Source organism: Brevundimonas sp. EU05-FHT14B11 (assembly GCF_058790835.1).
The window spans coordinates 698173-712391 of record NZ_JBYTCY010000001.1 but is presented as its reverse complement, the minus strand read 5'-3'; the positions used below and the strand labels follow the sequence as shown (position 1 = coordinate 712391).

Annotated in this window: 12 protein-coding genes; 3 read left to right on the top strand and 9 right to left on the bottom strand. The window is 67.8% G+C overall.

What is annotated here, in order from left to right; translation table 11 throughout:
* Positions 1 to 299 precede the first annotated feature (299 nt).
* The 8 genes from AC3WRV_RS03660 to AC3WRV_RS03625 all read right to left on the bottom strand — a co-directional run bounded on the left by AC3WRV_RS03660 (position 300) and on the right by AC3WRV_RS03625 (position 7794).
* Positions 300 to 605 (bottom strand): hypothetical protein, encoded by a 306-nt coding sequence (locus AC3WRV_RS03660; RefSeq protein ID WP_492312175.1) that lies wholly within the window; start codon positions 603 to 605, stop codon positions 300 to 302.
* Positions 598 to 3825: a type ISP restriction/modification enzyme gene (locus AC3WRV_RS03655; protein WP_492312174.1), complete on the bottom strand. Its 3228-nt coding sequence runs from the start codon at positions 3823 to 3825 to the stop codon at positions 598 to 600. The genes AC3WRV_RS03660 and AC3WRV_RS03655 overlap by 8 nt, the downstream gene beginning before the upstream one ends.
* Positions 3826 to 3951: 126 nt before the next feature.
* Positions 3952 to 4740 (bottom strand): enoyl-CoA hydratase-related protein, encoded by a 789-nt coding sequence (locus AC3WRV_RS03650; protein ID WP_492312173.1) that lies wholly within the window; start codon positions 4738 to 4740, stop codon positions 3952 to 3954.
* A 60-nt stretch (positions 4741 to 4800) separates the two neighbouring features.
* Complete coding sequence (locus AC3WRV_RS03645; protein ID WP_492312172.1) at positions 4801 to 5277, bottom strand: hypothetical protein; 477 nt, start codon at positions 5275 to 5277, stop codon at positions 4801 to 4803.
* Entirely contained in the window at positions 5274 to 5813 is a 540-nt protein-coding gene (locus tag AC3WRV_RS03640; RefSeq protein ID WP_291832181.1) for a DUF1697 domain-containing protein, read from the bottom strand. Before AC3WRV_RS03640 ends, AC3WRV_RS03645 begins: the two co-directional genes overlap by 4 nt.
* A complete protein-coding gene (locus tag AC3WRV_RS03635) occupies positions 5810 to 6367 on the bottom strand; it encodes a DUF1697 domain-containing protein (RefSeq protein ID WP_492312171.1) in 558 nt (185 codons plus the stop codon). Before AC3WRV_RS03635 ends, AC3WRV_RS03640 begins: the two co-directional genes overlap by 4 nt.
* Before the next feature lie 2 nt (positions 6368 to 6369).
* Entirely contained in the window at positions 6370 to 7233 is an 864-nt protein-coding gene (gene mutM, locus AC3WRV_RS03630) for a bifunctional DNA-formamidopyrimidine glycosylase/DNA-(apurinic or apyrimidinic site) lyase (RefSeq protein WP_492312170.1), read from the bottom strand.
* 117 nt (positions 7234 to 7350) lie between these two features.
* On the bottom strand, positions 7351 to 7794 hold the full coding sequence (locus tag AC3WRV_RS03625) for a c-type cytochrome (RefSeq protein ID WP_492312169.1): 444 nt from the start codon (positions 7792 to 7794) through the stop codon (positions 7351 to 7353).
* Positions 7795 to 7914: 120 nt separating this feature from the next.
* Here AC3WRV_RS03625 and AC3WRV_RS03620 point away from each other — a divergent pair, with 120 nt between their 5' ends.
* The 3 genes from AC3WRV_RS03620 to typA all read left to right on the top strand — a co-directional run bounded on the left by AC3WRV_RS03620 (position 7915) and on the right by typA (position 12480).
* The gene (locus tag AC3WRV_RS03620) at positions 7915 to 9972 is read left to right on the top strand and encodes an OPT family oligopeptide transporter (protein ID WP_291832177.1); all 2058 of its coding nucleotides are present in this window, start codon (positions 7915 to 7917) and stop codon (positions 9970 to 9972) included.
* A gap of 59 nt (positions 9973 to 10031) precedes the next feature.
* A complete protein-coding gene (locus tag AC3WRV_RS03615) occupies positions 10032 to 10496 on the top strand; it encodes a hypothetical protein (protein WP_492312168.1) in 465 nt (154 codons plus the stop codon).
* A gap of 151 nt (positions 10497 to 10647) precedes the next feature.
* Positions 10648 to 12480 carry a translational GTPase TypA gene (gene typA / locus AC3WRV_RS03610; protein ID WP_492312167.1) on the top strand — a complete coding sequence of 611 codons (1833 nt, stop codon included), beginning with the start codon at positions 10648 to 10650 and terminating at the stop codon, positions 12478 to 12480.
* On the opposite strand, the gene AC3WRV_RS03605 is transcribed toward typA, so the two are convergent.
* Positions 12477 to 14183 (bottom strand): phosphatidylglycerol lysyltransferase domain-containing protein, encoded by a 1707-nt coding sequence (locus AC3WRV_RS03605; protein WP_492312166.1) that lies wholly within the window; start codon positions 14181 to 14183, stop codon positions 12477 to 12479. The two genes, typA and AC3WRV_RS03605, sit on opposite strands and share 4 nt — an antisense overlap.
* Positions 14184 to 14219: the final 36 nt, after the last annotated feature.

Below are 14219 nucleotides of genomic sequence, written 5' to 3'. Positions count from 1 at the left end.
ACGCACGAGGCGGGCAGTGCTGGATACCCCCGTCAAAGACCGTCCCGGCCAATATGCGTAAAACGGTCGCAGGGTGATCTCGCCCGGGCCAGAGCGCCTTCGCTGGCGCGCGCAACGTCATGACGACTGCAATCCGGATGGCCCCCTGGCGGGTAAGAACCCGCCTGGAGCCCGCCGCAAGGTCAGGGAAGACAGTGCGGGGTGGCGGGATTTGGCAGGACTGGAAGGTATCGGGAGTTGGGTCGGAAGGGGCAAGAGGCGCACTTTTCAACCAACCTGGGGCCATCGACAGCCAAGGATCAGGCCGCCTTCAGACGCTCGATCTCACGCTGAAATTCGAACCGGAGTTGTTCCGCTTCATCATCAGGCAGCCAATTGGTCATCTGGGGAAAGACTGTCTGCCACATCCGCGCGTCGCGCTCGGGCCACGGCATTGACCGGGCCGCACGGGCAGTCTCCAGTAAGGCCGTCAGTTTCGCTCGCGCACGGGCGGGGTGATCGACAGCCGGGCTGGTCGGCACCTGCAGCCGGTCATTACCCTCGCCGAACAGATTGAACTGATCGGGGCCGGGGGGTCGACCGAACAAGTCGGAAGCGTCACTCATCGGGGGTCGCGGACTCCAAAGGCGCTACTGGAGCATCCAATCCGAGCGCGGCGCGACTCAAAGGATCGTCCAGGGTGCGAACCAGAAGGCTATCGGCAGAGACGAACAGGTCAATCAGCTCTCCGATACGACTCACAAGATCGCGCAGTTCGGGGATGAAATTGGGGCCGATCTCGATCCCTTCACGAGCGGCGAGCCAGCGCCGCAGCACGTAGTAGCCGCTGACCTCGAAGTCCCATACTTCCGTAGGAACATGGGTGACCTTACCGGAACCGTCGGCGCAAAGGGTGATCGTGCCGTTTTCGAAGGTGATCGATCCGAGCTTTTCTTTGGGAGCGGTCGCCGCAATGGCGCGGCCCTTCAGCCATGCCTCGCCCGGCGGTCGAGCGAAGACCTCGACGGCTCGAATCTCTGCGCCGACTTTCGCTGCCGCATCAAACAACTCGCGGCTGGCGGGGAAGGGAATGTGCGGGAAGACATCCTCCAGATCCTCAGCGAAGTGGGTTGTGTAAGAAGTCGCCGAAAGCAGGCAGAGGATGACGTCGAAGACGTCCTCGGGAGCCACTTGGGAGCCGTAGGCGACCTCCAGCGCCGCTATTAGTTCGGGCTTGAGATTGGAGGGGCCGTGACCAGGCCGCCGGTCATAAAGAGGGAACGCATAACCACCATAGCTTCCACGAAAAGCGTGACGATCAGGATAGCTTCCATGCGCCCAAACTGCGGGGCCAGCGTTCGTGCCAGATGGAAGCGAAAAAAGCGCAACGTTGGTCGAGCCCCATGCCGCGGCCAAGGCTGGGCGTGGGCGATCGTTCCAAGCTGGGCTGCTATAGTGCCAGCGGCGATCCAATGGTCGATAAGCCCCGATCCGGACTACGCCCGGATCATACTCCTGAGCGGTCGCTACATATGCGGGATTCATGCTGGTGGAGTTGAAGTCCTGGTCTCTGGTGGCTTCCGGGGCCTTAACCACTTTGGCGATACGCCTCTTAAGGTCCTCTTCCGAGAAACCATAGACGATGTGATCTCGCTTCGATTCCAAACCTGACGATCGCACGTCGAAGCAGTCGGCGAGCGAAATCAAGTCTCCATTCATGAAGGGCTTAGGACGCATATCGTCCAACAATCCCCGATCTACAACGATCATTCCGGGTAGTGCACCGACCCCTTCGCCCTCCAGCATCCACTCGAACTTCGCCTTGCGCGACATCCGATCGTGCATCCACGCGTCGTTGTAGATGATCTCAGCCAGCTCGCCGTCCGCTTTTGACCCATCGGCGATGGCCAGGGTGATGCAGGTCCCCACCTGGATGTTGAATACACCCTGGTCAGCCCCGACCCCCGCGCGTTCCCCCCTCCGGGCGTCGCCCCGGAGGTCGGTAATCTCGATTCGATCGAACCGCTCGCGCATCATCTTGCGGAGGCCGGCATAGGGCCAGCCGGTCAGGAATTTGCGATTGCTGATGAAGACGATGACACCCCGCTTAGGAGCGTTCTCGCTCTCAAACATCTTCCACATCGACCAGCGCCAGAACGCGACCGAAAGTTCGGGGAAGGTGTTGAGCTGGTTGCCCTGTCCGGCGTCGCGCACCGGCGCCTTTAGATCGTCCCACAGCTCGTCCATCCAGCGGCCGACGAGGGTTTCGTTCTCGTTGCCCTGCAGCCGCCGATAGGGCGGGTTACCGATGATGGCGAGAATTTCCTGCTGCGACTTCACCCGTTCCGAGAGCGCGCGCTCGTCGCGAATGCCGTCGCTGACGAAGCCGAGGCTGCCCAGCGGCGCCGCCGCGCCTGGCTGGGCGAGAGTGTCGGTCAGATAGACGCCAAGGCGGGGCAGATTGAGCGTTTCGTCGGTGGTCCCATCCAGCTTGCGCGACAGGGTGTGGTGAAGGCGGTAATGGGCGACGGCATAGGGGCCGATCAGAAGCTCGAAACCGTACATCCGGCTCGCCAATCCGCGCAGTGCGGCGGGGGTCTGGCCGGGGCCATGAGTGTCCGTGACGTCGCGGCGCAGGCGATCCGCGATGCCGAGCAAGAAGGTGCCGGTGCCGGTGGCCGGATCAAGGATATGGACCTGATCGTCGGCGATGCCGTTGGTGTTCAGCCGATCCTTCAGCGCCCGATCCATGGCCGAGACCATGTAACGGACCACCTCGACCGGGGTGTAATAGACTCCGAAACGTTCGCGGGCGTCAGGGTCGAAGGTTTCGAGGAAGTCTTCATAGAAATAGAGAATCGGGTCGGAACCGTCCTTGCGGATGCCGAGGATCGCCGGGTCGAAACCGTTGACGGTCTGGAGCATCACCGCGAAACCCGCGCCAACCTCGTCGCGCACCGGTTCAAGGCTCAGCACCCGCAGCGCCGCCTTCATCAACGGATGCTCGTCGGGCATGTGATCGGCAGCGTGGTGATCCACCCCCGCGCCGCCGGTCGCCTCGCGCACCAGCAGCAGGCCGAACGCCAGCGTCTGGGCGAAGGCGGCAGAGAAGAGCTCGTCGAAATCGCCGGACGAATAGCCGCCCGCCTCCGGGTGGGAATAGAGGACGTCGCGGAACTCTTGGCGGACCTGCTGGAGCGGTGTGCCAGTCGTGTCGTTAGCGGTCATTTCCGCCAACCGGTCGCGGATGATCCCGCGCACGAGACGTGCCGAATGGGCCAGCAACTCGGCGAGGTGCTTCGCGTCCTTGGCTGTTGGCGGATCGGATTGTGCCAGTCGTTCCAATAAACGCAGGGCTGGAGCCGGATCGTGCTCTTCGATCAACTTGTCGGCGGCGGCGTCGGTTTGATTTGGGTCGAGAGCGGCCAGCGGGACGAGCGCTGCATAACCTTCGTCCTTGTCGCGGGTGTAGAGCCGCACCTCGTGGAAATTGCAGGTCGCCCAAGCGGGAAATTCACAGAAGCGTCCGAACTGCCGTTTGTCGTGCGCCAGGGACCAACGACGGCCGTCTGTCGGCTTGTCGAGGGACTTCAGCTCGACGAAGGCTCGGGCTAGCTCGCCTGGCCGCTTCATGGCGATGTCGGGACGACCGACCCCAGGGTTGATGAACTCGGCCAGCGGCACGAGATCGTGCGGCACCGCTGGGAGATGCGGCAAGACCTCAATGAGAAATTGGTGGAATCCTGGGGCAAGGCCGGGTTCGGTCACGGCAGGATGGGCGCGGCGCTCATCGCGCACACGTTTAGCGTAAGCCTTGACGGCAGTGCTCTGCGGCTCAGTAACCATGGCTATTCCTGCCTCGCTTCGCCCGGACGTTGCAAGCCGCGTCCTTGCGCCGCCAGCCCCCTCCGCCCCGCTGCGCCCTGCGGGCTTCGCGCGGTCCCCCTCCCCAACGGGGAGGAACTGCGGTGCCTACTTCCCCGTGAACACCGGCTTCCGCTTCTCGACGAAGGCCGCCATGCCTTCCTTCTGATCCTCGAAGGCGAAGAGGCTGTGGAACAGGCGGCGTTCGAACTGGACGCCCTGGGTCAACGTCGTCTCCAGGGCGGCGTTGACCATTTCCTTGTTGGCCATGACGGCCAGCGGGCTCTGCGAGGCGATCTTCGCGGCGATCTTGCGGGCCTCGTCCAGCAGGGTCTCGTGCGGGAAGACGCGCGACGCCAGGCCGGCGCGTTCGGCCTCGGCGGCGTCCATCATGCGGGCGGTCAGGACCATGTCCATGGCCTTGGACTTGCCGACCAGGCGGGTCAGGCGCTGGGAGCCGCCGATGCCGGGGGCGACGCCGAGGTTGATCTCGGGCTGGCCGAACTTCGCCTTCTCGGACGCGACGATGAAGTCGCACAGCATGGCCAGTTCGCAGCCGCCGCCCAGGGCGAAGCCGTTGACCGCGGCGATGATCGGCTTGCGGAAGCGGGTGATGCGGTCGTGGCCGAGGGCGAAATAGTTGCCCGTGTACATCTGGGCGTAGGACTGGTCCGCCATCTCCTTGATGTCGGCGCCGGCGGCGAAGGCCTTGTCGCCCGAACCGGTCAGGATCAGGCAGCGGACGCCGTCGTCCTGCTCGACGCTGTCGAGGAAGTCGGCGAGGTCCTTGAACAGGGCCGAGTTCAGCGCGTTCAGCGCCTCGGGCCGGTTCAGGGTGACCACCGCATAGCCGTCGGCGTGACGCTCGATGAGGATGTTGGCGTAGGTGTCGGCCATGGAAGCTCTCCAGAAGTCTGCGGTCTGCATACCCATCCGCTCATCCCGGCGAAAGCCGCCTCAGCGTCGCCGGACCAGCAGAAGGGTGAGGATGGTCCGCACGCCTTCGGCGAGGATGATCTCGAGCAGCAGCAGATTGGCCAGCAGCATGGGGGCGCGGCTGAGGAGGGTGGCGCCCACACCAACCGCATACTGGCTCTCGATCCAGACCGCGAAGAGCCAGAGGCCGATCAGGGTCAGGACCACCAGCCCGATCAGGACGACCAGGGCGACCTGGCCCGCGACGAGGGCGGCGTCGGTCAGGGCCTGGTCCTGGGCCGGGCGGTGGCGGCGCTGGAACCAGGCCATGGCGCCGGCCAGGGCGCCCTCAACGACCACGAAGACAATGAGCGCGACGAGGAAGGCCAGACCGGTCGCACGGGCGGGATGGGGATGGCCGGGATCGAGCAGGATCGGGACGACGCACGCCGCATAGGCGCCCCAGACCACAAGCCCCGCAGCCAGGCTGGCCCAGAGCTGTTTCTCTCGCAGGCTCATGATCCCACTCCCGCCATCTCGCCCAGCTTCAGCACCGTGTTCCAGTTGCGGCCCGTGCCCATGCCGAGCATGCGGGGCGTGGCCTTCTTGAAGATGGCGGATTCGCCCTGGCCGTTCGGGAACCAGAAATAGAGCACGTCGTCGATCGCCTGGACCGCCTCGCCGCCCGCGGCCAGGTCGCGGCAGGCCTCGACCGCGCCGGGCTTGATCCCGTCCTTCATGACCATGGCGACGACCTTGGCGGGATGGGCGGCGGCCTCCCTGGGGAAGGGGTTGGCGGCGATCAGGGCCGACCACTGTTCGGGCGTGCGGACCATGGCGGCGACCTTGAGGCCGAAGGTCTTTTCCATGGCGGCCTCGATGTCGGCTTCCAGCGCGGCGGTTCCCTTGCCGCTTTCGACCACGAGGTTGCCGCTGGCCGCGAGGGTGCGGGGGTTCTTCAGGCCCATCGCTTCGGCCATGGCGCGCTGCTCGCCCACGGGTGCGCGGACGCCGCCGGTGTTCATGCCCCGGAACAGGATGATGCGGTGGGTCATGTCGCGGCCTCCATCTGGTCAAGCACGGCGGTGATCTTCATCACGGTGTTCCAGTTGCGGTTGGTGCCGACCGCGCCGAGAGCCTTCAGGCCGAAGCCGGCCGGCAGCCTGGACGCGTTGGGATCCTCGCCGCCGAACCACATGTAGATGTCGCCGGACCGGGTGCGTTCCACCTGTTCGTCGGCGGAGGCGCGGCGGCGCAGCTGGTCGAGGCCCGCGTCGGGAAGCGGCTCGCGCATGGCCCAGACCAGGACGCGGGCGGGCGCGGCGGCCGTCCTGTCCGGAAAGGGATTGGCCTGCAGCAAGGCGCGCCATTCCTCGACGGTCTTGACCACCATCTCGGTCGGACGGCCATAGAGTTCGGCGCAGGCGGCCTCGAGCTCGCGCTCCAGGGTCGCGGGCGCCTTGCGCGAGCGGAACAGGAGGTTGCCGGTGGCGCCGACCGAGCGGACGTCGGCGGCGCCCGCGGTTTGGGCCAGCCCCCTCGCCTCCTCGCCCTTCACGCGTCGGCCGTTGATCAGGATGCTGCGCATGAGGGCGATGCGGATCGGCATGGTCAGCGCTTCTGGCAGCTGGGGCAGTAGAAGGTCGAGCGCCCCCCCTGGACGATGCGTTTGACGACACCCGTGCAGCCGTCTCCGCGGCAGGGCTCGCCCTCGCGGCCGTAGACGTCGAAGCGATGCTGGAAATAGCCCTGCCCGCCCTCGGCGTTGGCGAAGTCGCGCAGGGTCGAGCCGCCCGCGGCGATGGCGTCGTTGAGGACATTGCGGACCTCGGCGGCGAGGATCTCCAGCCGGGGCTTCGAGACCTTGCCCGCCGCGATCAGGGGCGAGATGCGGGCGCGGTACAGGGCCTCGCAGACGTAGATGTTGCCCAGGCCCGCGACCATCCGCTGATCCAGCAGGCTGACCTTGATGTTCTGTTTCTTGCCGGAGAAGACCTCGGCCAGATGCGCGCCGGAGAAGCCGTTGCCGAGCGGCTCAGGCCCCATGCCGGCGAACCACGGATGGGCCTCGACCTGGTCGGTGGGGATCAGGCCCATGAAGCCGAAACGGCGGGCGTCGGCGAAGCCGATGCGGTGGGTGGCGGCGCCCTTGGTGGCGCAGAAGCTCATATGCTCGTGCTTGCCGGCGATGGGCGCCGGCTCCTCGAACTCGCCCAACTGACGCCCGTCGAGGGTGAAGCGGCCGGTCATGCCCAGGTGGGTGACCCAGGTCTCGCCGGTCGACAGCCGCATCAGCAGATATTTGGCCCGGCGGTCGATCCGCTCGACGGTCGCCCCGTCCAGCCGTTCCGGGAAGCGGTCAGGAAACGGGAAGCGCAGGTCGGGACGGTTCTGGCGCACACGGTCCAGCCGGGCGCCCTCGAGCACCGGCTGCAGGCCGCGACGGACCGTTTCGACCTCGGGAAGTTCGGGCATGGGAGGGCTGCGCCAGCGTTTAGTAGTTAGTGGTTAGTGGTTGGAGCACGACGGTCGTCGCCTCAGTGGGAACCGGCCGCGCCGCATCGAACCACTAATCACTGACCGGGCGCGCGCCTACTGTTTGTAGACCGAATGGCAGCTCTGGCAGTTGCTCCGGACGACGGTCCATTGGGCGGAGAAGGCGGCGGCGTCCTGGCCTTCGGAGAGTTCGGCGAGGCGGTCGGCGGCGGCGGCGAACTCGGCGGCCTTGGCGTTGAAGCCCTCACGGTCGGTCCAGACCGCGGGCTGGGCGCCGGTCTCCAGCGAGGCCGGGTCGGTCCCCTCCGGGAAAAGCTCGGGCAGGGTGTGGGACCAGCGGGCGAGCGAGCGGGCCGCGTTGCGTTGGGTCGAGGGCGCCTGGCCGGCGTCGATGGCCGCCTTGATGCCGCCGACCACCGAGCCGGACAGGGCCATGCCCGCCTGCCGCGCCTTGACCAGCACCTCGGGCGAGCCCTGGGCGTTCGCGGCGCCGCCGATGCAGAGCAGGCCGATCACGGCGGCCGTCAGTGTCTTGCGCATGGGGTCCCTCTCCCGTTTCGGCGAAGCTCCGCCGCGCCGGTACGCCTGTCAATCGCGCGCGCCCTCTCGACGCCTGAACCATTTCCGGTTTAGGTCCGCGCAACAAGGGAGAGGGCCGCAATGACGGACGCCACCAACACGCCCGCCGCGACCGGCGGCAAGCGCATCGAACTGACCATCCGGGCGGTGATCCTGGGCTGTCTGCTGGCCGTGGTCTTCACCGCGGCCAACACCTATCTGGGCCTGAAGGTCGGGCTGACCTTCGCCTCCGCCATTCCGGCGGCGGTGATCTCCATGGCGATCCTGCGGGCGTTCCGCACCTCGACCATCTGGGAGAACATGACCGTCCAGACCGTGGCGTCGGTCGGCGGGGCCATGAGCTCGATCATCTTCGTGCTGCCCGGCCTGGTCATGGTCGGCTGGTGGCTGGAGTTCCCGTTCTGGGAGTCGGTGGCGATCTGTATCTTCGGCGGCGTGCTGGGGGTGACCTTCTCGATCCCGCTGCGCCGGGCGCTGGTGGTCGAAGCCGGTCTGCCCTACCCCGAGGGCGTGGCGGCGGCCGAGGTGCTGACCGTCGGGTCGCGCGGCGCCGAGCAGACCGAGAGCGCGGTGCGTGAGAACGCGGCCGGCCTGTGGGTCGTGATCGCCGGCGCCGTGGCCTCGGCGGGCTACGCCCTGCTGGTGGCGGGCCGGGTGTTCGCCGGCGAGGCGGCCAAATTCATCAAGCTGCCGGCGGCGCTGGGCGGCGGCGCGACCGGCATCGGCTTCGGCATGCAGTTCGCCCTGCTGGGCGCCGGCCACCTGATCGGCCTGACCGTGGGCCTGGCCCAGCTGTTCGGCCTGATCCTGGCCTGGTGCATCGCGGTGCCCCTGCTGACCAGCCCTGACACCATCGCCTGGCTGACCGCGCACAATATCCCGTCCATCGCGACGACCCTGCCCGTGGGCGTGGAGGCCGAGACACTGGCCAGCACCGTCTGGGCCAAGGAAGTCCGCTTCATGGGCGCCGGCGTCATCGGCGTGGCCGCGATCTGGACCCTGATCAAGCTGGCCGGACCGCTGATCGGCGGCCTGACCTCGGCGCTGGCCGCCAACCGCCGCCGCCAGGGCGGCGAGGTGCTGGACCGCACCGAGCAGGACATCCCGATCAACATCGTGGCCGGCCTGTCGGTCGTCTGCCTGGTCGGCATCGCGGCCATCCTGGCGCTGTTCGCCCAGGGCAATCCGACCCTCGCCGGATCGACCGCCCTGCTGGTCGGCGGCGGCCTGGTCTATGTCATCGTCATCGGCTTCGCCGTGGCCGCCATCTGCGGCTACATGGCCGGCCTGATCGGCTCGTCGAACAGCCCGGTTTCGGGCGTGGGCATCCTGGCCATCGTCATCGCCTCGGTCCTGCTGCTGGGCGTGCTGGCCCTGGCCGGCGTGCCCGCCGATCCGTCGGTGGTGGCCTTCGCCCTGATCGTGACCGCCGTGGTCTTCGCCGTGGCCGTCATCGCCAACGACAACCTGCAGGACCTGAAGACCGGCCAGCTGGTCGGCGCGACGCCCTGGCGTCAGCAGGTGGCCCTGATCATCGGCGTCGGCGCCGGCGCCATCGTGATCCCGGTGATCCTGAACCTGCTCAACCAGGCCTTCGGCTTCGCGGGCGGACCCAAGGGCATCGCCGACGCGCCGCTGGCCGCGCCGCAGGCCACGCTGATCTCGGCCCTGGCCAAGGGCGTGATCGAAGGCGGCCTGCGCTGGGACCTGATCGGCCTGGGCGCGGTGATCGGCGTGGTCATCATCGTGCTGGACGCGGTGCTGAACAAGGCGACCAAGGGCAAGGTCAAGCTGCCGCCGCTGGCCGTCGGCATCGGCTTCTACCTGCCCGCCGCCGTGACCACGATGCTGGTCGTCGGCGCCGTCTGCGGCTGGATCTACGACAAGGCGATCAAGAGCACCCGCTTCGCCGATGTCGGCCGCCGCATGGGCGTGCTGCTGGCGTCCGGCCTGATCGTCGGCGAGAGCCTGTTCCTGGTGATGACCGCCGGCGTGATCGTGGGGACCGGCAATGACGCGCCGTTCGCCATGCTGCCGGAAGGGTCGGCCTGGCCGGCCATGCTGGCGGGGATCGCGGCCTTCGTGGTCCTGACCTTCGGCCTGTACAACTGGGTCATCCGCCAGTCGGCCAAGGTTTGACCGAAGGGGCCGCCCCCACGCCGCGCGCCCGGAAGGCCCTGAGGGTCTTCCGGGGGTCCGTGGTCGTATTCTACTGGATCACCCTGCCGCTGGCCCTGCTGATGGCGGGGGGCTGGATCAGCAGCGCCGTCCTGGTTCCGACGTCGCCGAAGCATTGGCTGATGGCGGCGGGGAGCCTGGGCTTCTCCGCCCTGCTGATCTGGCGCCTGTGGCTGAACTCAAGAGCGATCGGTCGGGCGGGGCCGTTTCCCTCGCCCCGACGATTTTGGCGGGTCTATGCGCCGCTGGGCGTTCTGGCGATCCTGGGGCTGTCGCTCGTCGCCCTTGGGATCGCGTCGATCTTCATCGGGATCGCCCTGGCGCGCTCGCCCGAGCCTCCGGCCTGGCCCTGGTTGCTTCCCGTGTTCAGCGCCAGCCTGATGCTGGGGGGCGCCGCGCTTTGCTGGCCGCTGCTCCGGCTGCTTCTCAGGAAGCCCGCCGTTCCCGATTCCCGGGCTCCGGAGGAGGAAGCCCCGGCGGCGTGACCCAGGGGCCGCGGACCGGCCCTCAATCCGCCTCACAAACCGGTGATGCTGGCTTTTCGGCGCGCGCTTCGGTAAGAGGCGCGCGCCTTCCCGCATTTACGCCCTGACCCAGCGGCCCGAACCGTTCCGGCCGCCCATTCGCGATACTCAAATGAATCTGCGCAACGTCGCCATCATCGCCCACGTTGACCACGGCAAGACGACCCTGGTCGATCAACTGCTGGCCCAGTCGGGCGTGTTCCGAGCCAACGAAGCGACGACCGAGCGCGCGATGGACTCCAACGACCAGGAAAAAGAGCGCGGGATCACCATCCTGGCCAAGGCCACCTCGGTGCTGTGGAACGGCAAGGCGGGCGAGACCCGCATCAACATCATCGACACCCCGGGCCACGCCGACTTCGGCGGCGAGGTCGAGCGCATCCTGGGCATGGTGGACGGCTGCGTCATCCTGGTGGACGCCGAAGAGGGCGTCATGCCCCAGACCAAATTCGTCCTGACCAAGGCCCTGAAGATGGGCCTGCGTCCGATCCTCTGCATCAACAAGGTCGATCGCGCCCACGCCGATCCGGACCGCGTGCACCTGGAAACCATCGAACTGTTCGAGGCCATCGGCGCGACGCCGGAGCAGCTGGACTTCCCGCACATCTACGCCTCGGGCCGTAACGGCTGGGCGACGCTGGACATGAACGAGAAGTCCGACACCCTGGCGCCGCTGTTCGACCTGATCGTCGAGCACGTGCCGGCGCCGAAGGTGCAGGAGAACAAGGACAAGCCGTTCCAGATGCTGAACGTGCTGATCGAGTCCGACCCGTTCCTGGGCCGCATCCTGACCGGCCGCATCGAGAGCGGCAAAGCCGTTCCCGGCATGGCCATCAAGGCGCTGGACCGCGACGGCAAGCAGATCGAACAGGGCCGGATCACCAAGGTCCTGGCCTTCCGCGGCCTGAAGCGCACCGCCCTGGACGAAGGTTCGGAAGCGGGCGACATCGTCGCCATCGCCGGCATGTCCAAGGCGACCGTGGCCGACACCCTGTGCGCCCTGGAAGTCATGGACGCCCTGCCGGCCCAGCCGATCGATCCGCCCACCATCTCCATGACCGTCTCGGTCAACGACAGCCCGCTGGCCGGCCGCGAAGGCGACAAGGTCCAGTCGCGCGTCATCCGCGACCGCCTGCTGAAGGAAGCCGAGGCCAACGTCGCCATCCGCGTGACGCAGACCGCCGGCGCCGACGCCTATGAAGTCGCCGGTCGTGGCGAACTGCAGCTGGGCGTTCTGATCGAGAACATGCGCCGCGAAGGCTTCGAAGTGTCGATCAGCCGTCCGCGCGTGGTCTACCAGACCGGCGAGAACGGCGAGCGTCTGGAGCCGATCGAGGACGTCATGATCGACGTCGACGACGAGTACACCGGCGTGGTCATCGAGAAGCTGTCGACCCGCAAGGCCGAGCTGAAGGACATGGGCCCGTCGGGCGCGGGCAAGACCCGCATCCAGCTGATGTGCCCGTCGCGTTCGCTGATCGGCTACCAGGGCGAGTTCCTGACCGACACGCGCGGCTCGGGCGTGCTGAACCGCGTGTTCAGCCACTATGAGGCGCACAAGGGTCCCATCGAAGGCCGCCTGAAGGGCGTGCTGGTCTCGAACTCGGACGGCGACACGGCGGCCTTCGCCCTGTGGAACCTGGAAGACCGCGGCGTGATGTTCGTCGGCGCCGGCGAGAAGACCTATCAGGGCATGATCATCGGCGAGAACTCGCGCGGCGACGACCTGGACGTCAACCCGATCAAGGGCAAGCAGCTGACCAACGTCCGCGCCTCGGGCAAGGACGAGGCCGTGCGCCTGACCCCGCCGCGCCGTCCGTCGCTGGAACAGGCCATCGCCTACATCGAGAGCGACGAGCTGGTGGAAGTGACGCCGAAGTCGATCCGCCTGCGCAAGGCCGTGCTGAACCCCTCGTTCCGCAAGCGCCGCGTGAAGGAAGACTAGTCTTCCGCGACAGCCGAAGCACTTGAAGGGCGGGCCGCAGGGTCCGCCCTTTTCGCATTCAGGCCCAGCATGCCGCGCCAGCCGCCGCTGGTCAGCAGGGCCACGTCCAGCAGGGCGAAGGCGAGCGGGGTCGAGGCCGGGGCGGCGATGAAGCGCGGCCGCCAGTCCGGGCCGAATTTCGACTTCCACGCCCGCAGGCCCGCGAAGCCGTAGAGGGCCCCGCCCTCCTCGAAGACCAGCGCCCCGACGCGGGCGAAGACCGGCGCGAGGCGGCGATCCTCCAGCCCCGACAGCGGAGCCATGCCCAGGTCGAGGACGGGATAGCCCTGAGCCCCGGCCCACTGGATGGCGCGCACGAACAGATAGTCCATGACGCCGGGAGGGGCGTCGGGCGTGAAGCGCATCAGGTCCACGGCCATCCGGTCCGTGCCGGGCAGCAGGTTGGCGAAGGCGACGATCCGCCCGCCCTGCCTCACCACGGCGACGGGGTTGAGCGACAGATAGGCCGGGTCGAAACGACCGAGGGAGAAGCCCTTCTCCGACCCGTTGTGATGCGCCAGCCAGGCGTCGGAAACGGCTTTGAGCTGGTCGGCGAAGATCAGGGGGTCGCCTGGCGGCAACAGGTCGAAGGCGGCACCGTCGCGCTCGCAGCGATTGACGGCGGTGCGCAGGTTCTGGCGCGACTTGCCCTCCAGCGAGAAGGCGCGGGTGTCGACCAGGGCGGCCTCGCCGACCTTGCGCATGGCCATGCCGAGGGTGGCCAGATCGGCCAGCGCCGCCTCGCCGACCGCATAGAAGACCGGAGCGGCGCCGTAGCTGTCGGCCATCTCCGCGAAGGCCCAGAGCAGGGGCAGGCGCTCTTCGGCGGGGCCCGCGGGCTCGCCCATGGCGATCCAGCGGCGGCCGCGCACCCGATAGGTGATGAAGGCGCGGCCCGAGGGGCTGAACATCAGGGCCTTGTCGCCGAGCGCCGCCAGCCAGGCGTCGGGGGCTACCCCCTGACCGTCGCGCAGCACCGACAGGGCGCGCTCGACCTGGTCCGGGGCGGCGGGGCCATGCCTGCGCGCGCCCGGAGCCGAGACCAGCGAGCGCCCGGCGATGACGACGGCCAGCAGGGCCAGGACGGCGCCCGCGCGCAGGAAGCCCGAAACCTCCCGATCGATCAGCAGGCTCCACCACAGGTCATCGGTATAGGCCACGTCCCGATAGGCGAAGAAGCCCAGCCACAGCGTTCCGGCCACGACCGCCACCACCAGCACGACCCAGGTCGGCGACAGCGCCTCGAACAGGCGGGACTTGCGGTCGAAGGCCGGGCGGCAGGGAGCCAGGATCAGGGCCAGGGCCGTCAGCTCGATCGCCTCTTCCCAGTCCAGCCCCTTGAGCAGGGAGAAGGCCGCGCCGCCCAGCAACACCACCAGCGCCGCCAGCCAGGCCCCGCGCCGGCGCCGCCACAGGCCGGCGGAGAGCAGCAGCAGCAGGAAGCCCGCGATGCTGGCCGCGAAATGGGACAGGTCGATCAGCACCGGCGGCAGGAAGGCGCGCACGGTGGCCAAGCGATCGGCGAAGGCGGGGGTCGCGCCCGAGACCAGGATCACCGCCCCGGCGGCCACGGCGAGCATGGCGAAGACCTGCGGCGACGCTTCGAGCGCCAGTCCGGCCGCCCGGGCCGCCAGTCCGCGGCGGATGGTCTTTCCCTTCCCCATGCCTCTCGTAGAGCCGGAATCGGCCAATCACGGCAA